Origin of the sequence: Streptomyces gilvus, from assembly GCF_022513565.1 — a bacterium.
GTDB classification, from domain to species: Bacteria; Actinomycetota; Actinomycetes; order Streptomycetales; family Streptomycetaceae; genus Streptomyces; species Streptomyces gilvus.
Window position 1 is genome coordinate 130593 of sequence record NZ_JAKWBE010000015.1, and the last position, 24044, is coordinate 154636.

The 24044-nt window shown below is 70.6% G+C and carries 26 protein-coding genes; 10 read left to right on the forward strand and 16 right to left on the reverse strand.

Translation table 11 applies throughout. The features are described 5' to 3' along the window. Positions 1 to 5: 5 nt before the first annotated feature. From MKW14_RS23600 to MKW14_RS23620, 5 genes are all read right to left on the reverse strand, one after another. A complete protein-coding gene (locus MKW14_RS23600) occupies positions 6 to 443 on the reverse strand; it encodes a Fur family transcriptional regulator (RefSeq protein WP_133045736.1) in 438 nt (145 codons plus the stop codon). Between the two features lie 16 nt (positions 444 to 459). After that, entirely contained in the window at positions 460 to 1035 is a 576-nt protein-coding gene (locus MKW14_RS23605; RefSeq protein ID WP_240865158.1) for a heme-binding beta-barrel domain-containing protein, read from the reverse strand. Between the two features lie 232 nt (positions 1036 to 1267). Continuing rightward, a complete protein-coding gene (locus MKW14_RS23610; protein ID WP_240865160.1) occupies positions 1268 to 2170 on the reverse strand; it encodes a hypothetical protein in 903 nt (300 codons plus the stop codon). After that, a complete protein-coding gene (locus MKW14_RS23615; protein ID WP_240865162.1) occupies positions 2167 to 3000 on the reverse strand; it encodes a hypothetical protein in 834 nt (277 codons plus the stop codon). Before MKW14_RS23615 ends, MKW14_RS23610 begins: the two co-directional genes overlap by 4 nt. Then, positions 2997 to 3761, reverse strand: coding sequence for a hypothetical protein (locus MKW14_RS23620; RefSeq protein ID WP_240865163.1), 765 nt, complete (start codon positions 3759 to 3761; stop codon positions 2997 to 2999). The genes MKW14_RS23615 and MKW14_RS23620 overlap by 4 nt, the downstream gene beginning before the upstream one ends. Positions 3762 to 3860: 99 nt before the next feature. Here MKW14_RS23620 and MKW14_RS23625 point away from each other — a divergent pair, with 99 nt between their 5' ends. Then, a complete protein-coding gene (locus tag MKW14_RS23625) occupies positions 3861 to 4223 on the forward strand; it encodes a DsrE family protein (RefSeq protein WP_240865166.1) in 363 nt (120 codons plus the stop codon). Positions 4224 to 4245: 22 nt separating this feature from the next. Here MKW14_RS23625 and MKW14_RS23630 read toward each other — a convergent pair whose 3' ends face one another. The 8 genes from MKW14_RS23630 to MKW14_RS23660 form a co-directional block, all read right to left on the reverse strand. After that, positions 4246 to 4509 carry a DUF3099 domain-containing protein gene (locus MKW14_RS23630; protein ID WP_240865167.1) on the reverse strand — a complete coding sequence of 88 codons (264 nt, stop codon included), beginning with the start codon at positions 4507 to 4509 and terminating at the stop codon, positions 4246 to 4248. A gap of 84 nt (positions 4510 to 4593) precedes the next feature. Further along, the gene (locus MKW14_RS23635; protein WP_007382995.1) at positions 4594 to 4881 is read right to left on the reverse strand and encodes a DUF1416 domain-containing protein; all 288 of its coding nucleotides are present in this window, start codon (positions 4879 to 4881) and stop codon (positions 4594 to 4596) included. Between the two features lie 80 nt (positions 4882 to 4961). Beyond that, positions 4962 to 5801, reverse strand: a complete 840-nt coding sequence (locus MKW14_RS23640) for a sulfurtransferase (protein WP_240865168.1) — start codon at positions 5799 to 5801, stop codon at positions 4962 to 4964. Positions 5802 to 5926: 125 nt separating this feature from the next. Next, positions 5927 to 6007: an Ms5788A family Cys-rich leader peptide gene (locus MKW14_RS41575; protein WP_350751515.1), complete on the reverse strand. Its 81-nt coding sequence runs from the start codon at positions 6005 to 6007 to the stop codon at positions 5927 to 5929. Between the two features lie 200 nt (positions 6008 to 6207). After that, positions 6208 to 6948 (reverse strand): LmeA family phospholipid-binding protein, encoded by a 741-nt coding sequence (locus MKW14_RS23645; RefSeq protein WP_240865169.1) that lies wholly within the window; start codon positions 6946 to 6948, stop codon positions 6208 to 6210. A 259-nt stretch (positions 6949 to 7207) separates the two neighbouring features. Then, positions 7208 to 8692 carry a hypothetical protein gene (locus MKW14_RS23650; RefSeq protein ID WP_240865170.1) on the reverse strand — a complete coding sequence of 495 codons (1485 nt, stop codon included), beginning with the start codon at positions 8690 to 8692 and terminating at the stop codon, positions 7208 to 7210. Positions 8693 to 8694: 2 nt separating this feature from the next. Then, complete coding sequence (locus MKW14_RS23655; protein WP_133045745.1) at positions 8695 to 8949, reverse strand: MoaD/ThiS family protein; 255 nt, start codon at positions 8947 to 8949, stop codon at positions 8695 to 8697. Between the two features lie 36 nt (positions 8950 to 8985). Beyond that, complete coding sequence (locus MKW14_RS23660; RefSeq protein WP_374116588.1) at positions 8986 to 9843, reverse strand: alpha/beta hydrolase; 858 nt, start codon at positions 9841 to 9843, stop codon at positions 8986 to 8988. A gap of 182 nt (positions 9844 to 10025) precedes the next feature. On the opposite strand from MKW14_RS23660, the gene MKW14_RS23665 reads away from it, so the two are divergent. From MKW14_RS23665 to MKW14_RS23700, 8 genes are all read left to right on the forward strand, one after another. Continuing rightward, positions 10026 to 10805 (forward strand): winged helix-turn-helix transcriptional regulator, encoded by a 780-nt coding sequence (locus tag MKW14_RS23665; protein WP_240865173.1) that lies wholly within the window; start codon positions 10026 to 10028, stop codon positions 10803 to 10805. Between the two features lie 107 nt (positions 10806 to 10912). Then, positions 10913 to 11935, forward strand: a complete 1023-nt coding sequence (locus tag MKW14_RS23670; protein ID WP_240865175.1) for a LacI family DNA-binding transcriptional regulator — start codon at positions 10913 to 10915, stop codon at positions 11933 to 11935. 136 nt (positions 11936 to 12071) lie between these two features. Further along, a complete protein-coding gene (locus tag MKW14_RS23675) occupies positions 12072 to 13235 on the forward strand; it encodes a S1C family serine protease (protein ID WP_240865177.1) in 1164 nt (387 codons plus the stop codon). A gap of 29 nt (positions 13236 to 13264) precedes the next feature. Further along, positions 13265 to 13471 (forward strand): hypothetical protein, encoded by a 207-nt coding sequence (locus MKW14_RS23680; RefSeq protein ID WP_240865178.1) that lies wholly within the window; start codon positions 13265 to 13267, stop codon positions 13469 to 13471. Between the two features lie 112 nt (positions 13472 to 13583). Further along, on the forward strand, positions 13584 to 14315 hold the full coding sequence (locus MKW14_RS23685; RefSeq protein WP_240865180.1) for a response regulator transcription factor: 732 nt from the start codon (positions 13584 to 13586) through the stop codon (positions 14313 to 14315). Next, the gene (locus tag MKW14_RS23690; RefSeq protein WP_240865181.1) at positions 14312 to 15766 is read left to right on the forward strand and encodes a sensor histidine kinase; all 1455 of its coding nucleotides are present in this window, start codon (positions 14312 to 14314) and stop codon (positions 15764 to 15766) included. The genes MKW14_RS23685 and MKW14_RS23690 overlap by 4 nt, the downstream gene beginning before the upstream one ends. A gap of 95 nt (positions 15767 to 15861) precedes the next feature. Further along, the gene (locus tag MKW14_RS23695; RefSeq protein WP_240865182.1) at positions 15862 to 17913 is read left to right on the forward strand and encodes a pectinesterase family protein; all 2052 of its coding nucleotides are present in this window, start codon (positions 15862 to 15864) and stop codon (positions 17911 to 17913) included. A gap of 56 nt (positions 17914 to 17969) precedes the next feature. Then, positions 17970 to 18674, forward strand: a complete 705-nt coding sequence (locus MKW14_RS23700) for a PH domain-containing protein (RefSeq protein ID WP_240865183.1) — start codon at positions 17970 to 17972, stop codon at positions 18672 to 18674. Between the two features lie 6 nt (positions 18675 to 18680). Here the strand turns inward: MKW14_RS23700 and MKW14_RS23705 are convergent, their stop codons facing one another. The 3 genes from MKW14_RS23705 to MKW14_RS23710 all read right to left on the reverse strand — a co-directional run bounded on the left by MKW14_RS23705 (position 18681) and on the right by MKW14_RS23710 (position 22928). Next, positions 18681 to 20465, reverse strand: coding sequence for an ABC transporter ATP-binding protein (locus MKW14_RS23705; protein ID WP_240865184.1), 1785 nt, complete (start codon positions 20463 to 20465; stop codon positions 18681 to 18683). A gap of 93 nt (positions 20466 to 20558) precedes the next feature. Next, a complete protein-coding gene (locus MKW14_RS40965) occupies positions 20559 to 20687 on the reverse strand; it encodes a hypothetical protein (protein WP_276621580.1) in 129 nt (42 codons plus the stop codon). 441 nt (positions 20688 to 21128) lie between these two features. Beyond that, the gene (locus MKW14_RS23710; RefSeq protein WP_240865185.1) at positions 21129 to 22928 is read right to left on the reverse strand and encodes a bifunctional metallophosphatase/5'-nucleotidase; all 1800 of its coding nucleotides are present in this window, start codon (positions 22926 to 22928) and stop codon (positions 21129 to 21131) included. Positions 22929 to 23116: 188 nt separating this feature from the next. Here MKW14_RS23710 and mshD point away from each other — a divergent pair, with 188 nt between their 5' ends. Continuing rightward, complete coding sequence (gene mshD / locus MKW14_RS23715; protein ID WP_240865186.1) at positions 23117 to 24043, forward strand: mycothiol synthase; 927 nt, start codon at positions 23117 to 23119, stop codon at positions 24041 to 24043. Position 24044 lies beyond the last annotated feature (1 nt).

Genomic DNA, 24044 nt, shown 5'->3' on the forward strand with positions numbered 1-24044 from the left:
CAAGCCTACGACTCGGTAGTTGAACCCTTCAGGGAACAGTTCCGGCACCGGCCGAAGATCGCGAAGTGCTTCATGTCCGTCTCGAAGCCGAACTCCCGGCGCAGCTTGGCGGTGAACTCCGCGGCCACCGAGACGTCCGCCTCGATCACGTTCTCGCAGTCCCGGCAGACCAGGTGGATGTGGTGGTGGCGGTCGGCGAGGTGGTACGTGGGGGCGCCGTGCCCGAGATGGGCGTGGCTGACCAGCCCGAGCTCCTCCAGGAGCTCCAGGGTCCGGTACACGGTGGAAATGTTGACCCCCGACGCCGTCTTCTTCACTTCCGTGAGGATGGCGTCGGGGGTCGCGTGCTCCAGGGTGTCCACTGCCTCGAGGACAAGCTGGCGCTGCGGCGTCAGCCGGTAGCCGCGCTGCCTGAGGTCGCTCTTCCAGTCGGTGCTCACCACACCGACGAGTCTAGAGCTACTTGAAGAAGGCGATCCCGTCGTCCGGCAGGTCGTCCGGGAGGGCCTTGGCCCAGCGTTCGACGTCCTCGGGCGTGACGACCTTCTTCAGGTGGGCCGACATGTACGGGCGCAGCTCGACGTCCGGAGTCTGCTTCTCGCCGACCCACATCAGGTCGCTCTTGACGTAGCCGTACAGGCGCTTGCCGCCGCTGTAGGGGCGGGAGGCGGCCGTGCGGGCCACGGCGTCGGTGACCAGGTCGATCTGCGGCTTCTTGTCCGCCAGCTCGCCGTACCAGATCTCGATGACGCCGTCGTCGCGGGTCATCGTCACCTCGACCCTGCGCTCGGCGTCGACGCGCCAGAAGCCGGACTCCGACTCCAGCGGGCGGACCTTGTTCCCGTCGTTGTCCAGGACCCAGGTGTGGGACCGGTACTCCAGGAAGTCGCGGCCGTCGTGGGTGAAGCTGACCTCCTGCCCGAAGTTGCACTTCTCGTCGCCGGGGAAGTCGTGGACGCCCGCGCCCGCCCAGTCGCCGAGCAGGAAGGCGAGGGGGACGAGGTCCTTGTGGAGGTCGGACGGGATCTCGATCATGGGGAGAGGTTCCTAGACGGGGGTCAGCGCTGGCCCTGGTACAGCTTCTTCACGGTCAGGTAGGCGAAGCCCAGGACGCCGACGCAGACCAGGACGAGCAGGGCTTCGAAGAATGCCTCAAGCACGGGGTGCTCCTTGTTGAGCGGGTTGAGCGGGGTGAGTACACAAGAGCCGGGCCCCAGCTTAGTCGGCCGGGACCCGGTGCTCCGCGTGAGGTACGTCCCTGCGGAACTCAGCCCAGCAGCTGGCTCTGCAGGGCCACCGTCTGTTCGAAGGGGACGGCCTTGGCGCCGCCCTTGCGGGACTGCACCACCAGGGCGAGGGTGTCCCCGGACTTGAGGTACGCCTGCCGGACCTGCTCGGAGCCGTAGGGCCGCTTCTCGGTGTACGCGGAGACGCTGACGTTCTCGGCGCGGGCGACGTCCGGGAAGGCGTCGTCGTAGGCGGCGTCCGGGGCGCCCTTCAGCGCGTAGACCGTCGAGTCGTAGGAGACCAGGCCCGGCGAGAACAGGTCGTCCGCGACCGCCGAGGTGTCGAACTGCAGCAGGTACACACGCGTACGCGTGCCGTCCGGCATGGTCCAGCCGCGGGCCGCGATGTGCCGGAGGCCGTCGTCGGTCAGATTCTGGGCGAACTCCCTGCGGTCGTCCGCGGAGGCGTACTGGGCGACGAAGTCCTTCGTGGCCAGCCAGCCGTCCGCGCCGCGCAGCGAGGCGTCGGCCTTCGCGCCCTTGGGCGCCGGCAGGACGAGCGCGCGCAGGTCCGCGTAGTGGGCGTTCGCCGGGTTGTCGTCGGCGAAGGGGCCCGGACTGCCGGCGGGCAGGGGCGGCTCGGCCAGCCGCGGGTAGTCCCAGCGCCCGTCCGACGCGGTCGCGAGACCGGGTACGTCGGTGCGTTCCATCTGCGTGATGCCGTACGCCGTTCCCGCCCCGGCCGCCGCGAACACCACGACGGCCGCGGTCCAGCGCAGGGCGGCACGCAACACGCGCCGGTCCTTGCGCGGCCGGGGCTGCGGCGCGGGCTCCGCGGACGGCGGTCCTTCGACGGCTTGGGGAGCCTCGGGGGCCTCGGGCGCCTCGGGGGCCTCGGCGGCCTCGGGCTCGGAGGGAACCATCGAGTGCTGCTGGTCGGTCATACCGCCCGTCCCGTCGTCTTGACGCGGTCGAGCTGATCGCTCAGGAACAACGCGACCCCCTTCGGATCCATCGACGGGCCCCCGGACGCGGTGAGCGAGACCAGGACGTCGCCCTCGTACGCGGAGCAGACCATCTCCGTGAGCTTCTCCCCGGCGACCTTCGGCGGCAGGAAGCACCGGGCGTTCTTGTGGCCCTTGACGGCGGGTCCCTTGCGCAACGAGGTCAGGGCGTCCAGGAAGGTGCTCTGGTAGGCGACGATGTCCCGCGCCGACTTCTCGTCCATCTGGGACAGCACGACGTCGATCGTGAAGGCGTGGTCAGCGGCCAGAGTGGAGTCCGCGGCCCACGAGGTGTTCATGTAGCTGCGCATGGCCATGCCCCTGATGTGCTCCCGGTCGATCTGCCGCTCCAGCCGGAGCCGCTGCGCGCGGGGCAGACCGCTGATCCCCTCCTTGCGCAGGGCCGTGGCCTCACGCCCGGAGAGCTCCGCGTCGGAGCCGAACTCGTCGATGTCGGGGCCGCGGACGTAACCGCTGGTGGCGTACGGCAGCAGCATGCCGCGCAGCCCCTTGGCCGCGGCGGCCTTCCGGTCCGCCGCTGGCGCCGGGAACTTCCACACCGGGGCGCCCGCGTCCCGGTCGGCGCCGTGCACCGTCACCGCGGTGTACCCGATGCCGCCGAGAACGGCGGCGGCGAGCAGGGCGGACGCTGCGATCGCGGCGATCCGGCCCCGGCGTACGGGCTTCTTCGGAACCGGGGTGGTGGTAGCGGGTTCCACCGGGTCGACGGGCTCCACCGGTCCCGCCTCGCCGACATGGTTCTCGGTCACAGCCGCTCCATCTGTCGCTCGGCCAGGTCCATGATCTTCTTCTTGGGGACCGGCTTGGTGTCGTAGACCCAGACCTCCAGGGCGATGTCCCCTCGCCAGGCGTGGGCCTCGGCGCTGTAGGACCCGGCCGAGGCGTGGACGTACGCCGTCCCGTTGCCCGTGCCGGGGACGGCCCAGCTGTCGGTGCCCGGATCCTTCTCGGCGTAGGAGTCGGCGGTCTCGACGACGTCGGAGGCGCCGCGGTCGCTTTCCTGGCGGTACTGCACGAGGAGGATGTCGACCTCGCGGTCGCCCTCACGCCACTGGGTGATGGCCGCGCGCCGGAACTCCTCACCGATGAAGTAGCTGAAGGCGACGTCGGGCTTGGTGAACATCCGCGAGTAGCCGGCCAGGTCCAGCCACCCGTCGGCGCTCCTGGGCAGGAGGGCGTTCCGCGCCCCGTCCGGGCGCCTCAGCAGCAGCTTGCGCAGATCGCCGTCCGTCTTGACCCGGCGGTCCTGGGCGGCGGACAGAGGAGCGGGGCCCGCGCCGGTGGACCGCGGGAGCGTGGGCTGCGAGAGCGAGGGCAGTGCGGTGGGCGCGCGGTGGGCCTGCACGAGGTAGCCGGTGCAGGTGCCGGCGACGACGCCGAGCACGGCGGCGGCGGCGATCAGCAGGGTGGTGCGTCCCCGGGGGCGCGGCCCGCGCTCCGGCGCGCGCTCGGGCTCGGGCTCGGGCACATCCGGCGCAATCGGCTCCTGCGCCTGTATGGGTACTTCCAAGACGTTCCCCCACAAACATGAAGTGCGCATTCCGTATGCGCGCACAGGAGACTCATGGCCAAGGGCCGAAGTTGTAGCGGTGTTGATTACGATTCGGGCATGGCGAAGAAGCTCGTGATCAAGGTGACGGCGGGGGCCGACGCGCCCGAGCGGTGCTCGCAGGCGTTCACGGTGGCGGCGGTGGCCGTGGCCAGCGGCGTCGACGTCTCGCTGTGGCTGACCGGGGAGTCCGCGTGGTTCGCGCTGCCGGGGCGGGCCGCCGAGTTCGAGCTGCCGCACGCGGCCCCGCTGCCCGGCCTCCTCGACTCGGTCCTCGCCGCGGGCCGCGTCACCCTGTGCACCCAGTGCGCGGCCCGCCGGGACATCACCGAGAAGGACGTCCTGGAGGGCGTACGGATCGCGGGCGCCCAGGTCTTCGTACAGGAGGCGCTGGGGGAGGAGACGCAGGCGCTGGTCTACTGAGCGGCAGACGCAGCGGCAAGAGCTACGGACGCGGGCGCTTCTTGCCGTCCAGTTCGTCCCACCACTCGTCGGACTGGGGGTCGCCGGAGGGGTCGTCCCACCAGCGGTCCTCGGGGCCGCGCCGGTTGGCGACCATGGCGGCGACCGGGGGGATGACCATCGCCACGACGCACATGGCGACGGCCGCCGGGATCGACCAGATGCGTACGACTCCCCAGGCCAGGACGAACAGCGTGACGCAGGTGCCCATCATGGCGAAATACACGTGACGGCGGCGTGCCAGCATGCTTCCAGGGTAGGTCCGGACATGCCGAAGGGCCGCACTGCGGGCGTCCGCCCGGGGTGCGGCCCTTGGCTCGCGGGCTGTCGGTCAGACGGCGATCGCGACCTCGGCGAGGCCGCCCTGCTGGGCGACGACCGTGCGGTCGGCGGTGCCGCCGGGGACCAGGGCGCGGACGGTCCAGGTGCCCTCGGCCGCGTAGAAGCGGAACTGGCCCGTCGCGGAGGTCGGGACCTCCGCGGTGAACTCGCCGGTCGAGTCCAGCAGGCGGACGTAGCCCACCACCGGCTCGCCGTCGCGGGTCACCTGGCCCTGGATCGTCGTCTCACCGGGCTTGATCGTCGAGGCGTCGGGGCCGCCGGCCTTCGCTCCACACATGTCTTTCTCCAAGAGGGGTCTGACCGGAGGAAGGCCGGTCGGGATCTGCGGGTTGGTTCGCTTGGTGTGCCGGGCCGGACTTACTTGCCGGAGCCGAGCTCGATCGGGACGCCGACGAGGCTGCCGTACTCGGTCCAGGAGCCGTCGTAGTTCTTGACGTTCTCCACGCCGAGCAGCTCGTGCAGGACGAACCAGGTCAGCGCGGAGCGCTCACCGATGCGGCAGTAGGCGATGGTGTCCTTGGCGAGGTCCACGTCCTCGTCGGTGTACAGCTCCTTGAGCTCGTCGTCCGACTTGAAGGTGCCGTCGTCGTTGGCGTTCTTCGACCACGGGATGTTCTTCGCGGACGGGACGTGGCCCGGGCGCTGGGACTGCTCCTGCGGCAGGTGGGCCGGGGCGAGCAGCTTGCCCGAGAACTCGTCGGGCGAGCGCACGTCGACCAGGTTCTGCGAGCCGATCGCGGCGACGATGTCGTCACGGAAGGCGCGGATCGCGGTGTTCTGCGGCTTGGCCTTGTAGTCGGTCGCCGGGCGCTCCGGGACGTCCTCGACCAGCTCGCGGGCGTCCAGCTCCCACTTCTTGCGGCCGCCGTCGAGCAGCTTGACGTTCTCGTGGCCGTAGAGCTTGAAGTACCAGTAGGCGTAGGACGCGAACCAGTTGTTGTTTCCGCCGTAGAGGATCACCAGCGTGTCGTTGGCGATGCCCTTCGCCGACAGGAGCTTCTCGAAGCCCTCCTGGTCGATGAAGTCGCGGCGGACCGGGTCCTGCAGGTCCTTGGTCCAGTCGATGCGGATCGCGTTCTTGATGTGGTTCTTCTCGTAGGCGGACGTGTCCTCGTCCACCTCCACGATCGCGATGTTCGGGTCGTCGAGGTTGGCCTCGACCCAGTCGGCGTCGACCAGGACGTCGCTGCGGCTCATGCTCTTTCTCCTCCGGGGCAGTTGCGGCGGGGCATACGAGTCTGCGGGGTGCGCACGCCCGTACGGGGGCGGCGCACCGGTGCCCTGAGCAGGGCAGGGGGGATGCGGAGGTCTGGGCCTTCCGCTCAGAAGGGGCGACAGAGCATGGCGGCCACGCGGCACAGGTCTACTGCCCGCCGCTTCGTGAGATCCGCCTGTCGCTTCATGACCTCGATCGTAGGGACGGACAGGCGGGCGTGTCACCGGTGTGTCGGATGGTGAGACGCGATCGTCCGCAATGCGGGAAGGGATCATGGTCCGGGCCGCGGCGGCGCGGTCCGCGGGCGGAAGTTTCGGTCACCGCAGCTACCGTACGGACGCCCGTGTCTCGTCTTTCGGACACTTGGCGTCCATCGCCGGTCCGGTCCTACCCCGCGAGCTTGACGTTCGAACCCGTCACCGTGATCTCCACACCGCTCTTCGCGGCCTGCACACCGTCCAGCTTCACACCGCCCGGGAGCCGGTCGATGGTCTGCTGGAAGTCGGTGATCGAGCGGATCCGGGACTCGGCGAGGTCGACGACCAGCTTGGGCAGGTTGTCGGCGTGCACCTTGACCGTGGCGCCGTCGACGGTGACGGTGCTGAGCACGGGGTACGTCTGGGAGGCGCCGGCGGCCGTGACCTTGACGTCGACCTTGATCTTGCCGCTGCCGCCGTCGGAGAGGCCGACGACCTGGGCGTTGACGCCGGGGATGATCTGCGTGGGCTGGGACTTGGCGGCCTTCAGCAGCTCGTCGTAGGCGATGGTGGCGGTGCCGGTCGCGGTGGAGGCGGTGGCGGAGCTGTAGTCGCCGGTGAAGGTGACGCCCTTCATGTCGGCCTGGAGGTCGTCGATGCGGATGCTCTTCGGGGCGCCGGCGGTGGTGGCGCCCGTGTCGGCCTCGTAGTCCTTGATGCCGATGCGTACGTCGTCCAGCTTGCCGGCGGCCACCTGGGTGAGGAACGGGAAGCCCTTGATGGAGACGTCCGGGGTGGAGGCGAGGCCCTCGGTGGTCTTCAGCTTGTCGGCGGCCTCGTTCTCGGCAAAGTGCACCGCGACGCGGTCGGCGATCACGAAGAGGCCGCCCAGGATCACGACGACGATCAGAAGTATTCGCAGGGCGCGCATTTCTTCTTCCCCCACCTGGCTGACGACGTTGGTGTACGGCGGACACCCGCCGGATGCCGCTCGTACCGGAGCGTAGCCCTGCCGGGGGCTTGGGCCGGGAGATTGTCGATCACCTGTGACAGGGGCGGGCGGTGCCGTGGTCGCCTTCCCCTGGGGGCGGGCGGTGCCGTGGTCGCCGTCCCCTGGGGGCTGCCGCCCCCAGACCCCGCGTCGGCCCTCAACGCGCCTCGTCTTCAAACGCCGGACGGGCTGGTGGCACCTAGCCCAGTGCGCGGCCCAGGACGTACACCGCCGGGGCCGCCGCTGTCAGGGGCAGGGCCACTCCTGCTGTGAAGTGGACGAATCTAGACGGGTAGTCGTAGCTCGCGACGCGGTGGCCGATGAGGGCGCAGAGGGACGCGGCGGCGCCCAGGAGGGCGCCCTTCGTGCCGAAGCCCGTCATGCCGCCGACCGCGATGCCCGCGCCGGCGGCGGCGAGGAGCGAGACCACCAGTGAGGCCGGGGTGGGGAGCGGGAGGGCGCGTGCCAGGAGCGCCACCGCCACCGCCGCCGCGCCGACGGACACCGCGTCCGTGTCGGCCGCGAGGTAACCGGCGGCGAGGATCGCCAGCGCCGCCGAGGCGACCGTCGCCATCAGGCCGTACATCCGCTCGTCCGGGTCGGCGTGCGAGCGCAGCTGCAGGACCAGGGACAGCAGGACCCAGACGCCGAGCGTGCCGAGGATGGCCGCCGGTCCGTGCTCGCGGCCCGCCGCCAGCAGGGCGACGTCGGCCACCAGCGCACCCAGGAAGGCCAGCGCGATGCCCTGGCGGGCGGGCCACATGCCGTTCAGCCGGAACCAGCCCGCCGCGGTGATCGCCTGGAGGACGACGAGGGGGAGGAGGAGGGCGTACGAGCCGACGGCCGCCGTCCCCGAGAGCAGGAGCCCGAGCAGCGCCGTCAACGCGGCCGGCTGCATCCCGGGCTCGATGACCGGCGAACGCCCCTCCAGCCGGGCCCGCTGGGCATCGGTGATGCGCGCGTTGCCGGAGAGGGTGGCGGGACCGTAACCGAGGTCGGGGGCGTGGGTCGGGGTGCTTGCCGGGTGGGTCGGTGCGCCCGCTGGGTCGGCCGGCCCGCTTGCCACGGCGGGGCCGCCGGGTGGGTCGGTCGGGGCGCCTGCCGCCCCACCAAGGCCACCTGCCGACTGGGCGGGTGCGCCTGCCGGGTGGGCGTGGGCCGAGCGGTTTGCCGGGTAGCCGAGGGCGTACGTCGTCTGCGCGGGGGCGTGGGCCGTGGGTGCGCCTGCCGTCTGTGCGGAGGCCTGCGGCTGGTAGCCGGCGGGGTCAGCTTGGGCAGCGCCGGGATAGGCCGAGGCGGCCCCGGGATGGGCCGAGGCGCTCCCGGGATGGGCCGAGGCGGGGTCAGGGTAGGCGGCGGATGCGGGATGGGCGCCCTGGGGCGTGTAGCCCTCGTAGCCCTGCCCCTGGTGCGTCTGCTGCTGCCACTGCTGCGGGGACTGGGGGTGATGTGCCTGCTGGTGCCATTCCGGCGCCCCGTGCTGCTGCGGCGGCTCGGCGCTCTCCTGCGGCGGGTGGGGCGCTGCTCCCGGCGTCCGCACGGGTGCGTGGGCCTGGGTTTCCCAGGTCTGGCCCTGCCACTGCTGGGCGGCGTACGGGTCGTCGTAGGACTGGTGCGGCTGCTGGGGCGGCCACTCCTGCTGCGGCGCCCGCTGCTCGTACGGGTCGTACGGCTGGTCGGTCATCGTCACCCTCCTGCGAACGGCGGGAGCACCTCGACCGTGCCGCCGTCGGCCAGCCGTACCGTCTCATGTCCGCGGGTGCCCACGGGGTCACCGTCGACGAGGAAGGAGCATCGCTGCAGCACGCGCACCAGTTCCCCGGGGTGTCGCGCGCGCACGGCGTCGAGCGCCTCGGCGAGGGTGTCCGCGTCGTACGGCTCCTCGGCGAGCCCGGCCGCGGCCTTCGCGGCGGCCCAGTAGCGCACCGTGACCTTTGGCATCCGTTCCTCAATCAATCGGCGGTGTACAGCGTCAGGCTAGCCCGCCCGGCGCGCGGTCCACTCCCCGATGCGGGCCAGCAGGTCGTCGGAGGCGGCGTGTTCGGCATGGCCCATGCCGCCCTCGATCCACAGTTCGCCGTGGTCACCGGCGGCGGCCGCGAGCATGCGGGGGTGGTCCACCGGGAAGTAGCCGTCCTGGTCGCCGTGGACGATGAGGAGCGGGGTCGGCGCGATGGCCGGCACCGCCTCGACGGGGGAGAGCGGGACCGGGTCCCAGTCGCGGTTGACGATGCGGGTGCGGAAGCCGTAGCGGCCCACCAGCCGGCCCTCGGGGCGGGTGACCATCCAGTGGAGTTTGCGCATGGGGGCCGTGCCCCGGTAGTACCAGCGGGCCGGGGCGCTCACCGAGACCACCGCGTCCGTACGCGCGTCCCCGCCGGCCTGCTGCCCGTACAGCGCCGCGTGCCGCAGCACCACCGAGCCGCCCATGGAGAAGCCGACGGTCGCCACGCGCGTGTGCCCGAGTTCCCGCGCCCAGCGCACCGCGGCAGCCAGGTCGAGCACCTCCTTGTCGCCCACGGTCGAGCGTCCGCCGGAGGCCCCGTGGCCGCGGAAGGAGAAGGAGACCACCGCGCCGTACCGCGCGAACGCCTCCACCACCCGGCGCACATGCGGCTTGTCGACGTCGCCCGTGAAGCCGTGGGCCATCACGAACGCGAGATCAACGGCAGGTGGCGCGGAGACGTCGTATACGGCGGCCGGCGGGTCGTATACGGCATCGATCGTGACGCCGTCGTCCGTGGTCAGAAACGTCCGCATAGGGGTGCGTCTGATCGTCTCGGCATCCGGACGAACGGCGGAACGTGCCACATGACCTGCCGGAGTGATGCTCATGTGGGCTATTCTGCTGGGCAGAGGACTCGGGCAGCGACGCCCCCGGGTCCTTTTGTGCTTTCGGAAGCGTTGTATACGAAGCGGGAAACTCCAGGTGACCGCCGGTGTACGGGGCCTTCGGGATCGCAGAGCAGGTGACGTACCGCACACGTCCTCGCAGGGACCGAGGAGGAACCAGACGTATGAGTTCTCTGCTGCTCCTGACCAACGCCCTCCAGCCGTCGACGGAGGTGCTTCCGGCCCTCGGCCTGCTGCTGCACAACGTCCGCGTGGCACCGGCGGAAGGCCCCGCTCTCGTCGACACCCCCGGTGCCGACGTCATCCTCATCGACGGACGCCGTGACCTCCCGCAGGTCCGCAGCCTGTGCCAGCTGCTGCGCTCGACCGGCCCGGGCTGTCCGCTCATCCTGGTCGTCACCGAGGGCGGTCTCGCCGCCGTCACCGCCGACTGGGGCATCGACGACGTCCTGCTCGACACCGCCGGCCCGGCGGAGGTCGAGGCCCGGCTGCGGCTGGCCATGGGACGCCAGCAGATCGTCAACGACGACTCCCCGATGGAGATCCGCAACGGCGATCTGTCGGTGGACGAGGCGACCTACAGCGCGAAGCTGAAGGGGCGGGTCCTCGACCTGACCTTCAAGGAGTTCGAGCTCCTGAAGTACCTCGCCCAGCACCCGGGCCGCGTCTTCACGCGCGCGCAGCTGCTGCAGGAGGTCTGGGGCTACGACTACTTCGGCGGCACCCGGACGGTCGACGTCCACGTACGGCGGCTGCGGGCCAAGCTCGGCCCCGAGCACGAGTCACTGATCGGGACCGTCCGGAACGTCGGTTATCGATTCGTTACTCCCGAGAAGGGCGAGCGGGTCGCCGACGAAGCCAAGGCCAAGGCAGAACGGGCAAAGGCGGAGGATGCGGACGAGACGGCGGCGCTCGACGCGGCCGAGGTGTCGGCGGACGCATAGCGGGCCCCTGGGCTGGGCATTGCTTCCGCACACGAGTGCACACGAGGTGCGTGCGGAAGCTTCCGCTCGCCCTGCCCGCAGCCGGTATATCCGCGTAGACTCCGCGCGTGGCCAAGGTGACTCGGGATGATGTGGCGCGACTGGCGGGGACTTCGACCGCCGTCGTCAGCTATGTCATCAACAACGGACCCCGGCCGGTCGCCCCGGCCACGCGCGAGCGTGTCCTCGCCGCGATCAAGGAGCTGGGGTACCGCCCCGACCGCGTCGCCCAGGCGATGGCGTCCCGGCGCACGGATCTCATAGGCCTGATCATCCCGGACGCCCGCCAGCCCTTCTTCGGGGAGATGGCGCACGCGGTCGAGCAGGCCGCCTCCGAGCGCGGGAAGATGGTGCTCGTCGGCAACACCGACTACGTGGCCGAGCGCGAGGTCCACTATCTGCGGGCCTTCCTCGGGATGCGGGTCTCCGGGCTCATCCTGGTCAGCCATGCCCTCAACGACCAGGCCGCCGCCGAGATAGAGGCCTGGGACGCCCGGGTCGTCCTGCTGCACGAGCGGCCCGAGGCCATCGACGACGTCGCCGTCGTCACCGACGACCTCGGCGGCGCCCACCTCGCCGTGCGGCATCTGCTGGAACACGGGTACGAGTACGTCGCCTGTATGGGCGGCACCGCCGAGACACCCGCCGTCGGCGACCCCGTCTCCGACCATGTCGAGGGCTGGCGGCGCGCCATGGAGGAGGCCGGGAAGCCGACCGAGGGGCGGCTGTTCGAGGCGCCGTACAACCGCTACGACGCCTACCGGATAGCGCTGGAGCTCTTCGCCGGGCCCCAGCGGCCGCCCGCGATCTTCTGCTCCACCGACGACCAGGCCATCGGCGTCCTGCGGGCCGCGCGCGAACTGCGCATCGACGTGCCGGGCGAGCTGGCGGTGGCCGGCTTCGACGACATCAAGGAGGCGGCGCTCGCCGACCCGCCGCTGACCACGGTCGCCTCCGACCGCAGCGCGATGGCGCGGGCCGCGGTGGACCTCGTCCTCGACGACGGGCTGCGGGTGGCCGGGTCCCGGCGGGAGCGGCTGAAGACGTTCCCCTCGCGCCTGGTGGCCCGGAAGTCCTGTGGATGCGAGTGATCCGCCCCGTATGAAAAGCGGCTGAGAGAACCCTCCCAGCTGCGCGTACGGCCTTTATATCGGGCATACGAGGTTCTGCCGGGCTTCTCAGCGGGCACTCAGGAAGCTCTCATTGTCACGGGCCAAGCTCTTTGACATGACCGAGAGCTTCCGCCGCGACGGCGAGTACGAGCAGTACGAGAACCCTTACCAGGGCGCCCAGCAGCACTCCTCCTCCCCCGTGAACCCGGAGTGGCCGCCCCCGCCGGCGCACCGGCCCGCACAGCCGCCGCAGGCGGAGCCGGTCACCGTCCAGCAGGGTGCCACCGTCTGGCCGGGTCAGCCCCAGTCCATGGCCGGCGGAGAGGGCGGCGGGAACGGTGGCGGTACGGCGGTGCTGCCCACCGTTCCCGCCGAGCCCGCCCCGGGCACGGCACCGGCCGCCAGGAAGCGCCCCCGGGGCCCCCTCGCCCTGCTGGCCGCCGTGGCGATCGTCGCCGCGGCGATAGGCGGCGGCACCGCGTACGGCATACAGGAGCTGACCGGCAGCAACACCGTCGCCACCAGCTCCACCACCACCAGCGTGGTCCCCTCCAGCAAGCAGGGCAACGTCGCCTCCATCGCCGCGGCCGTCAGCCCGAGCGTGGTCGAGATCAGCGCGACGCTGAGCGACGGCACCTCCACCGGTTCCGGTGTGATCATCACCAGCGACGGCGAGATCATCACCAACAACCACGTCGTCTCCGGCGCCCAGTCGATCAAGGTGACGACCAGCGACGGGAAGTCGTACACCGCGAAGGTCGTCGGCACCGACAGCAAGAAGGACCTCGCGCTGATCAAGCTGCAGGGCGCCTCCGGTCTCAAGCGGGCCGTCCTCGGCAACTCCTCCGGCGTCCAGGTCGGTGACACGGTCGTGGCGATCGGCTCCCCCGAGGGCCTGAGCGGCACCGTCACCAGCGGCATCGTCTCCGCGCTCAACCGTGACGTGACCGTCTCCACCGACGAGAACCAGCAGCAGAGCCAGGGCGGCGACGGCCGGTGGCCGTTCTCCTTCGGCGGCCAGCAGTTCAACGGCGACACCGGCTCCTCCACCACCACCTACAAGGCGATCCAGACCGACGCCTCCCTCAACCCCGGCAACTCCGGCGGCGCGCTGATCAACGCCAGCGGCGACATCATCGGCATCAACTCCGCGATGTACTCCGCCAGTTCGGCCTCCTCCGGCTCCTCGGACGCCGGCAGCATCGGCCTCGGCTTCGCCATCCCGATCAACACCGTCAAGGCCGACCTGGCCACCCTCCGGGCCGGCGGCACCAACTGACCCCTCACCTCACCAGCAGGGAGTACGTCATGATCCAGCAGGTTTCCCACACCGTGGCCGGCACCGACCCGGCCGGTCTCGCCCTGGCCATCGAGGTGGCGTACGAACTGCACGCACCGGCCACCCGGGCACCGGAAGTCGCCGTGGTACCCCAGCTGATGGGCCTGCACACCACCGCGGCCCGTCCGCACCGCCGCAAGGTGCCGCTGAACCGGATCACGGCGATGAGCGCCTGATCGCGCACCGCGCCGCACTCTCTACGCGCCCGCAGGGAAACATGCGAGGCTGAAGGCGTTCAACACCGTCAGCGTCCCTGTCCTCCCACCGCACCCGAGGAATCCGAAGCCCATGAGCCCCGCCGATGGCGACCGTGACCCCCAGCGCATCCTGATCGTCGACGACGAGCCGGCCGTGCGCGAAGCACTCCAGCGCAGCCTCGCCTTCGAGGGCTACGCGACGGAGGTCGCCGTGGACGGCGCGGACGCCCTGGACAAGGCCACCGCCTACCGTCCCGACCTGGTCGTCCTCGACATCCAGATGCCGCGCATGGACGGTCTGACCGCGGCCCGGCGGATCCGCGGCGCGGGCGACACCACGCCGATCCTCATGCTCACCGCCCGCGACACGGTCGGCGACCGGGTCACCGGGCTCGACGCGGGCGCCGACGACTACCTGGTCAAGCCGTTCGAACTCGACGAACTCTTCGCCCGCGTCCGCGCGCTGCTGCGGCGCAGCTCCTACGCGGCGGCCAGCGCGGCCGCCCAGGAGGACGAGGCGCTCACCTTCGCCGACCTGCGGATGGATCTGGCGACGCGGGAGGTGACGCGGGGCGGGCGGCCGGTGGAGCTGACGCGCACCGAGTTCACCCTCCTGGAGATGTTCATGGCCCACCCGAGGCAGGTGCTGACCCGCGAGCAGATCCTGAAGGCGGTCTGGGGCTTCGACTTCGAGCCGTCGTCCAACTCGCTGGACGTGTACGTCATGTATCTGCGCCGCAAGACCGAGGCGGGCGGCGAGCCGCGCCTCGTGCACACGGTGCGCGGTGTCGGCTACGTGCTCCGACAGGGCGGCGCGGAGTGAGAAGGGTTCTCCGCCGCTTCCAGACCCTGCCGATCCGCTCCCGCCTGGCGATGCTGGTCGCTGCCGCTGTGGCGTTCGCGGTGGCGGCGGTCGCGGTCACCTGCTGGTTCATCGTGCAGGGGAAGCTGTACGACCAGCTCGACAACGACCTGCAACAGGCCACCGGGCCGCAGCCGTTCGACCAGGTCCAGCTCGCGCTCCGCGCGTGCCCGCAGACTCCGCAGGAAAACGACAAGGACCTCCGCGCCCGCAACATCTATCTGCAGCTGGTCACCGCCGACGGCAAGCCCTGCGTCTCCTCGAACTCCGAGGGCACGGTCAACGTGACCGGCGCCGACAAGAACGTCATCAAGCACGCCAGCAGCAACCGGGGCATCTTCCGCAACGGCACCGACAAGAACGGCAACGCGGTACGGGTGCTGACCGTGCCGCTCGTCGTCAAGTCGTTCGGGGGCCCGCCGGCGCTCTACCCCGACACGGCTCTGCTCGTCGCCGTCCCCCTCAAGAGCACGCAGTCGACGCTCAACGAACTGGCCCTCATCCTCCTCCTCGTCTCCGGCGTAGGAGTCCTCGGGGCCGGGGCCGCCGGGCTCGCCGTGGCGCGGGCCGGGCTGCGGCCCGTCGACAAGCTGACCGAGGCCGTCGAGCACGTGGCCCGTACCGAGGACCTCGGCATCCGCATCCCCGTGGAGGACGACGCCGAGGACGAGATCGCCCGGCTCTCCCGGTCCTTCAACTCGATGACCTCCTCCCTCGCCAGCTCGCGCGAGCTGCAGCAGCAGCTCATCGCCGACGCCGGTCATGAGCTGCGCACGCCCCTGACCTCGCTGCGGACGAACATCGAACTGCTCACCCGCAGCGAGGAGACCGGCCGCCCCATCCCCCCGGCCGACCGCAAGGCGCTGCTCGCCTCCGTGAAGGCGCAGATGACCGAACTGGCCTCGCTCATCGGCGACCTGCAGGAGCTGGCGCGGTCGGAGGGGCAGCGGGGCGAGCGCGTCCAGGTCGTGTCGCTGCAGGACACCGTCGAGGCGGCCCTGCGCCGGGCGCGGCTGCGCGGCCCCGAGCTGACGATCACCGCCGACCTCCAGCCCTGGTACGTCCGCGCGGAGCCCTCCGCCCTGGAGCGGGCGATCGTCAACATCCTCGACAACGCGGTGAAGTTCAGCCCGGAGGGCGGTGCGATCGACGTCCAGCTGGACCACGGCGTCCTCACCGTCCGCGACCACGGCCCCGGTATCCCCGCCGAGGAACTCCCGCACGTCTTCGACCGCTTCTGGCGCTCCCCCAGCGCCCGCGCACTCCCCGGTTCCGGCCTCGGCCTGTCCATCGTCGCCCGCACGGTCGGGCAGGCGGGCGGCGAGGTCACGCTGACCCACGCGGCCGGCGGCGGCACCGTGGCGACCGTACGCCTCCCTGGCGCACCGACGCCTCCCCCCGAAGCGCCGTAGACGCATCCGAGGCCCGGGCCGAGACCGGGCAACCTTTCCGTTCCGGGTGACGACTCATCAGCGGTCCCTGTCCCCCACACGGAACGGAATCCCGTATGGCTCAGCACCGCAGGCGCAAGCTCGCCATCGCCGTCCCCCTCGTCCTGGCGGCCACCTCGGCCGTCGGCTACGCACTGCTTCCCGGCACCCAGCCGAAGGCCTCCGCTGCCGCCCTCCCCGCCTGGGCCACCGCCACCGCCGACGGCTTCGCCTCCGTCGACGCCCTGGGCCAGAACGGCACCTACGGCGGCCGGGGCGGGCAGATCGTGACCGTGCGCACGGCCGCCGACCTGGAGAAGTACGCGACCTCCGCCGACCCGTACGTCATCGTCGTGGCCGCGGCGATCAACATCGACCCCGTCGGGAAGGAGATCAAGGTCCAGAGCGACAAGACCATCGTGGGGTCCGGGACGGCCGGACAGATCGTCGGCGGCGGGTTCTTCCTCGGCCAGGGCGTCCACAACGTGATCATCCGGAACCTCACCATCCGGGACACCTACCAGGGCACCTGGAACGACAAGGAGCACGACTTCGACGGCATCCAGATGGACGGCGCCCACCACGTCTGGATCGACCACAACGACATCCGGCACATGGCCGACGGGCTCATCGACAGCCGCAAGGACACGACCTATCTGACCGTCTCCTGGAACAAGCTCAGCCAGGACAACAAGGCGTTCGGCATCGGCTGGACCGACAACGTCACCGCGGACATCACGGTCCACCACAACTGGATCCGCGAGACCGAGCAGCGCAACCCCTCGACGGACAACGTCGCCCACGCCCATCTCTACAACAACTACCTGGAGGACGTGCCGGGCACGGACATCACGTCCTCCTACGGCGACTACTCCCGCGGCCGCACCAACATGGTCCTGGAGAACTCCTACTTCCAGGGCGTCAACAACCCCGTGATCAGGGACAGTACGGCCACGCTCGTCCAGCGCGGAAGCGTCTTCTCGGGGACCGGCGGGCGGAACGAGAGCGGCGGTTCCGGCGCCTCCTGGAACCCGAAGAGCTACTACGCCTACACCCTCGACAAGGCCGCCGACGTGCCCGCTCTCCTCAAGTCCGGTGCCGGACCGCGGAGTTCCATCGGCACGACGGCCACCACCACGAGCACCACGACCACGAGCACCACCACCGCTGCCGCCACCACCCTCACCGTCGCCCAGGACGGTTCCGGTCAGTACCGGACCGTGCAGGCCGCCGTGGACGCCGTACCGGCGAACAACCCCTCCCGGGTCGTCATCTCCGTCAAGCCGGGCACGTACCGCGAGCTGGTCAAGGTCCCGGCGAACAAGCCGCACGTCACCATCCAGGGGGCCGGCGGCAGCCGCAAGGACACGGTGATCGTCTACAACAACGCGTCCGGCACGCGGAAACCGGACGGATCGGGGACGTACGGGACCGGCGGGAGCGCCACCGTCGCCGTGGACGCCGACGACTTCCAGGCCCGTAACCTCACCATCTCCAACGACTTCGACGAGGCCGCCCACCAGGACATCGCCCAGCAGGCGGTGGCCCTGCGCACCTCGGCGGACAAGGTGTTCCTCGACGGGGTCATCGTCAGCGGCGACCAGGACACCCTCCTGGTGGACACCGCCGCCAAGGACAAGCTGGGCCGCGTCTACATGGCCAACTCCTACGTCATCGGCAACGTCGACTTCATCTTCGGACGGGCGACCGCGGTGATCGACAAGTCCGTCATCACCCTGAAGAAGCGCTGGAACGGCACCTCGGCGGGATACGTGACCGCTCCCTCGACCGCCGCGGGCCGCAAGGGCATCCTCATCGCCAACTCCACGGTGAACGGGGACGTCTCGGACCGGTCCTTCTACCTCGGGCGGCCCTGGCACGCGGGCGGGGACGCGACGCTCGACCCGCAGACCACCGTCCGCAACACCAGCCTCAGCGCGGCGATCAGGACCGCGCCGTGGACCGACATGAGCGGGTTCTCCTGGAAGGACGACCGGTTCGCCGAGTACAAGAACACCGGCGCCGGATCGGGGGCGGCGAGCAGTGACCGGCCGCAGCTCACCGACGCCCAGGCGGCGGACCAGGAGGTGGCCGACTGGCTCGCGGGGTGGACGCCGACCCCGTCCTGACGTGCACGGTTGATGGACGTACCATCGCCCGCAGAGGCTTCGGGGAGGGGCGGGCGATGGACGTCGTCGGGGGCGGAGTCGAGCGGGAGTACCGCAGACGGGCGGGACTTCCGTGGCAGTACCTGGGGCTGCTGGTGATGATGGTCATGGCCGCCTCCCACACGGGCCCGCCCGAGTGGGGCCGATGGCTGTTCGTCACGCTCACGGCGCTCACTCTCGCGCGCGTCGGCCTGGAGCAGTTCCGAGCCCACACCCGCGTCACCGACGCCGGAATCACCGCGCAGAGGGCGCTGCGCTCCCGTACCTGGGCCTGGGCTGAGGTGTACGACATCCGGGTCGAGCACGATCCGCGGGGCAACGGCCGGTCCGCTCCCCAATGGCTCGCTTATCTCTACGACTTCGAGGGCCGCCGTTTCCGGCTTCCGCATCTGGACGACCGGCAGGTGGAGGACCCGTACGCCGAGGTCTCCGCGCTGTGCCTGGCCGCCGCCCCGCACCGCAGCCTCGGTTGGGAACGGCAGCCGCGGGTCGAGGACCTGATCCGGCACCGGGCCGCCCGGCGCAAGGGATGGAGCTGGGGGTTCAACGGCGCGCTGCTCGTGCTGCTCGCGATGTTCGTCTTCACCGTCTGGCAGGCCGGCACGGGCAGGCCGGAGCACGAGTTCCTGGAGCTGGTGTGCGTACCGCTGGTCGCCCTGGTCGCGCTCGGCGCCCTGTTCTCCTGGTACTGGGTCCACCGCATCCCGCCCACCACCAGCTGAGGGCCCCTACCACCTGAGGATCATCGTCTCGTCCACTGCCGGCGGCACGTCCGCCACCGCGTCCGGCAGCGGCTCGGCGAGCGCCGCGTAGGTGCCGCCGCGGGCGAGGAGTTCGGTGTGGGTGCCGGTCTCCACCAGGCGTCCCCGGTCGACGACCAGGATCCGGTCCGCGTCGGGGGCGAGGCTCAGATCGTGGGTGATCATGATGGTCGTGCGGCCCGCCATCAGTTTGCGCAGTGGCTGGACGACCTGGCGGGCGGCCACCGCGTCCAGGCCCGCCGTCGGCTCGTCCAGGACGAGGACCGGGGCGGCGCGCAGCATGGCGCGGGCGATGGCGATGCGCTGGAGCTGGCCGCCGGACAGGGCGGCGGTGCCGGGCGCGATGGGGGTGTCGTAGCCCTCGGGGAGCGCGGTGATGAAGTTGTGGGCCGCCGCTTCCCGCGCCGCCCGCTCGATGTCCTCGTCGCTCGCGCCGGGGCGTCCGCAGGCGATGTTCTCGCGGATCGTGCCGTTGAGGATGAGGGTCTCCTGGGGAAGCAACGCCACGTTCTCGCGCAGGAATTCGAGGCTCATGTCGGTCAGCGGGACGCCGTCCAGGGTGATCACGCCCTGTGCGGGGTCGTAGAAGCGGGTGAGCAGCTTGGAGAGGGTGGACTTGCCGGCGCCGCTGGAGCCGGTGACGATCACCAGCTCGCCGGGGCCGGCGCCGAAGCTCACGTCGCGCAGGGAGGCGCGGCGGGACTCGGGGTAGCGGAAGGAGACGTCGTGGAAGCCGACCCAGCCGCGTACCGGCCAGGCGGCGGCCGGTTCGGCGGGGTCGGTGACGGCGGGCCGGGTGTCCAGGATCTCGTTCAGCCGCTCGGCGCCCGCGGTGGCCGCGGTGAGGGTGAGGCCGAGCTGGCCGAGGCTGCGGACCGGCGGATAGAGGTAGCCGATGAACGCGGCGAAGGCGAGGAGCTGACCGAGGGTCATCCGCCCGGCGGCGATCTCCCAGACGCCGAGGCCGATCACCGCGAGGACGCACAGCGTCTCGACGACCTCGACGAACTGCTCGTACATCTCGCTCAGCCGGGCGCCCCGGACACTGGCGCTCATCCAGGCGCGGGCCTCCCGGTCGAGCCGCTGCTCCTCGTCGGCGCGGCGGTTGTAGGCCTGGGTGAGCACGATGTTGCCCAGTGACTCCTCGACGACCGAGGTGATGGCTCCGTCGGCGACCCTCTCGTCCTGCGAGGCCGTTCTGATGCGGCCGGAGAAGCGGCGGGCGGCGAGCAGGAAGAGGGGCGCGAGGACGAAGGTGGCCAGCGCCAGGTCCCAGCGCAGATAGAGGGCCGCGGAGGCGTAGAAGACTGCCGAGAAGGCGGCGGAGACGGTGCCGACGACCCCGGAGACGACCATCTGCTCGATGGCCTCGACGTCACCGGTGAGGCGTTCCACCAGGTCGCCCTGGCGGTGCCGCTGGAAGAAGTGCGGGGGCAGGTCCTGGACGTGCCGGAAGACCGTGGCCCGGAGCCGCAGGACGAATCTCTCGGCGGTCCAGGTGGCGAGCGAGTTGCCGAGGTAGCCGACGAGCGCGCCGAGCGCGGCCACGCCCAGCCAGGCGCCGGCCGGTCCCCAGAAGGCGGAGAGCGAGCCGGCCTTCAGGGCGTTGTCGGTGAGCTGGGCGAACAGCAGGATCGAGGCGGTCTCGGCGAGCGCGGAGACCACCACGCAGGCGATGATCACCACCAGCCATCTGCGGTCGCCGCGGGTCAGCGGCCAGAACCTGCGGAAGGCCTGACGGACTTCCCTCATCGTCGACTCCCTTGTTGTGCTGCGGACATGGCCGAGGCGGGGCCCCGGCGCGAGACTCGCTCGCTAACCGGTGACCCCGCCTCCTGGTGTGCCTCAGCCCTTGTGGTCGATCGGGCGGCGCTTCGGAGCGTGCTTCTTCGGCGCGGGCTTCTTGCCGAGGGGCTTCGGGGCCGGGGCGGGCTTGCGGGGCTTGCGGACGGGGGCGATCTTGTGGAAGCTCATGGGGGTGTCCCTTTCCGTGGAATTCTCTGTCACCGGTCTGCAACAGTTCTTCTACCGATCTGCTGCAATTACATTTGATTTACGTGTGTGAATTCTGCGTCAGTGCTTGTCGCCGATGGGTCGACGCTTCGGGGCCGGCTTCTTCGGAGCGTGCTTCTTCCCGGCCGGGGCGGGCTTGCAGTGGGCCTTCTTCACCGGGGCGATCTTGCGGAAGCTCATGGTGTTCTCCTTGGTTCTCGGTGTCGTTCGCGCTGTTCGCTTTCGACATGGAAAACATTACTGGATTCCAGGGCCCGAAAAAGCCAATTCCACTGAGAGCTTCCTGAGTCATTGCTGTGGATGATTCTCAGGTAGTTTTCGGAACTGAACCGGTGCTTACACAGAATTTAAAAGGGACCCGGCGCCGATGGCACCGGGTCCCTTGAGGGGGCAAGCCCTCTGTCACTGCACGATCGTGATCCGGTTCGCCACCGGCGGCGCGATCGGGTTCGCCGGCGAGGAGTTCGCCGTCAGGTACTTCTCCAGGGCCGTCAGGTCGTCCGTGCCGACCAGGTCGTTCGTGCCCTGCCCCAGCGTGGTGAAGCCGTCGCCGCCGCCCGCGAGGAAGCTGTTGGTGGCGATCCGGTAGGTGGCGGCCGGGTCGACGGCGGCGCCGTTCAGCCTGATGGAGTCCGTGACGACACGGTCCGCGCCGGTCTTCGTCAGGTCGAGGGTGTACGTCAGGCTCGCCGACGGCTGCAGGACCTTCGGGGCGGCGGTGTTGGCGCCGCTCACCTGCTCCTTGAGCACCTGGATCAGCTGGGCGCCCGTGAAGTCCTGCAGGTTCACGGTGTTGGAGAACGGCTGCACCGTGAAGCCCTCGGCGTAGGTCACCACGCCGTCGCCCTCACTGCCCTTCGCCGCGTAGGTCAGCCCGGCGCGCACCCCGCCCGGGTTCATCAGCGCGAGGTCGGTCCCCGGGTCCAGCTCCCTGCCGTACGCGAGCTGCGCGTCCGCGATCAGGTCGCCCATCGGGGACTCGGTACCGGCGTTGGGCACGTCGGCGGAGATGTACCCGATCGCGCGGTTGCCGATGGGAGCGGCCAGCGTGTTCCACCGGGCGATCAGCCGGGTCATGTCCGACGCCTTGGGCACGGTCCGGGTGACCACGTGGTTCGCCGACTTCACCGACGTACGGGCGATGTCCCCGGTGAAGCGGTCGTAGGTGAGCGTGGTGTCCGTGTAGAGACGGCCGAAGGACGCGGCCGAGGTGACCATGCGGGGCTTGCCCGACGGGTCCGGGATCGTGCAGACGTACGCGTTGTGGGTGTGGCCGGTGACCAGGGCGTCCACCGCCGGCGTGATGTTCTTGGCGATGTCGACGATCGGGCCGGAGATGCCGCTGCCCGCGCCTGCGGAGTCGCAGTCGTAGTTGTACGCCCCGGAGGCCGGGAAGCCGCCCTCGTGGATGAGGGCGACGATCGACTTCACGCCCTGCGCCTGGAGCACGCGCGCGTACTTGTTGATCGTCTCGACCTCGTCCTTGAACTTCAGGCCCTTGACGCCCTCGGCGGAGACCACACCGGGGGTGTCCTCCAGGGTCACGCCGATGAAGCCGATCTTGACGTCCTTCTTCTTCCACACCCAGTAGGGCTTGAGGATCGGCCTGTTCGTCTTCTCGTCGAGGACGTTGGCGGCGAGGTAGGGGAAGTCGGCGCCCTCGAACTTCTTGTCCGTGTAGCAGCCGTCGGTGGGGTGACAGCCGCCGTTCTGCAGCCGGGCCAGTTCCTTCGCGCCCTCGTCGAACTCGTGGTTGCCGACCGAAGTGACGTCCAGGTCGAGCTGGTTGAGCGCCTCGATGGTGGGCTCGTCGTGGAAGAGGCCCGAGATCAGCGGCGAGGCGCCGACCATGTCGCCGCCGGCCGCGGTGACGGAGTACGGGTGGCCCTTGCGGGCCTCGCGCAGATGGGTCGCGAGGTACTCGACGCCGCCCGCGTCGATGGTCTTCGTCGTACCGTCCGCCTGGAGTTCGCTCACCCGGCCCGAAGAGCCGGACGGGGGCTCCAGGTTGCCGTGCAGGTCGTTGAAGGACAGCAGCTGGACGTCCTGGTAGCGGCCCGGCAGATGGCCGTGGCCCTTGGACTCGTGCGCCTCGGCCGGCAGCGCGGCGGCGAGGGCACCGGCGGTGGCGAGAGCGGCGGCCGCGGCCAGCAGACGGTAGCTGTGTCTGCGGCTCCGGTACGGCTGGGAAGTGGCTGGCATGCGCCCCCCTGTGGGTCTGCTGAGGATGGCCCGTCCGGCGCAGCCTAGGGTCAACGCGCGTAGCGCGACAGGGGGCTCTTGGTTACATCCTGGTTTCCCTTTGCCCTCCGCTTGCCCTCCCCTTTGCCTCGACGTCCCCTTCGCCCTCTGCCCCCACTTTGCCGCGCCGTCCCCTTACCCTCGTACGCATGACCAGCGACGACACCGCACGCGCGGGCCGGGCCCGCTCCATCGAGACCCATCCCGCGCTCACGCCCGGGCAGATCGAGTCCGTGCTCGACCTGCTGGCGGAGGCCGCGCGGTACGACGGCCAGCAGGCGGTGTCCGAACAGGGCCGGCTGCAACTGCGCGGCGGAGAGCGCGAGGGCGTCTCCCATCTGCTGCTCACCTCCGGGGACCAACTCGTCGGCTACGCCCAGCTGGAGGACACCGACCCGGTGGAGGCACCGGCCGCCGAACTGGTCGTGCACCCCGCCCACCGGGGCCAGGGCCACGGACGCGCCCTCGGTTCGGCACTGCTCGCCGCCTCCGGCAAGCGGCTGCGGGTGTGGGCCCACGGCGGCCACTCGGCGGCCCGCCATCTCGCGCAGGTCCTCGGCCTGGCCCTCTTCCGCGAACTGCGGCAGATGCGGCGGCCGTTGACCGACCTGAACCTGCCCGAACCGGTGCTACCGCCGGACGTGACCGTCCGTGCCTTCGTGCCCGGGCAGGACGACACGGCATGGCTCGCGGTGAACGCCGCCGCCTTCGCCCACCACCCCGAACAGGGCTCGCTGACCCAGCGCGACCTCGACGACCGCAAGGCCGAACCGTGGTTCGACCCGGCCGGCTTCTTCCTCGCCTTCCGCGGCGACGAACTCGTCGGCTTCCACTGGACGAAGGTCCACGCGACGGAGGGCCTCGGCGAGGTGTACGTGCTGGGGGTGCGCCCCGGTGTGCAGGGCGGCGGACTCGGCAAGGCGCTGACCACGATCGGCCTGCGGCACCTGGCGGCACAGGAGTTGCCGACGGCGATGCTGTACGTCGACGCCGACAACAAGGCGGCGGTCTCGGTCTACGAGCGACTGGGCTTCACGACGTACGAGACGGATCTGATGTACCGCACGGAGACGTGAA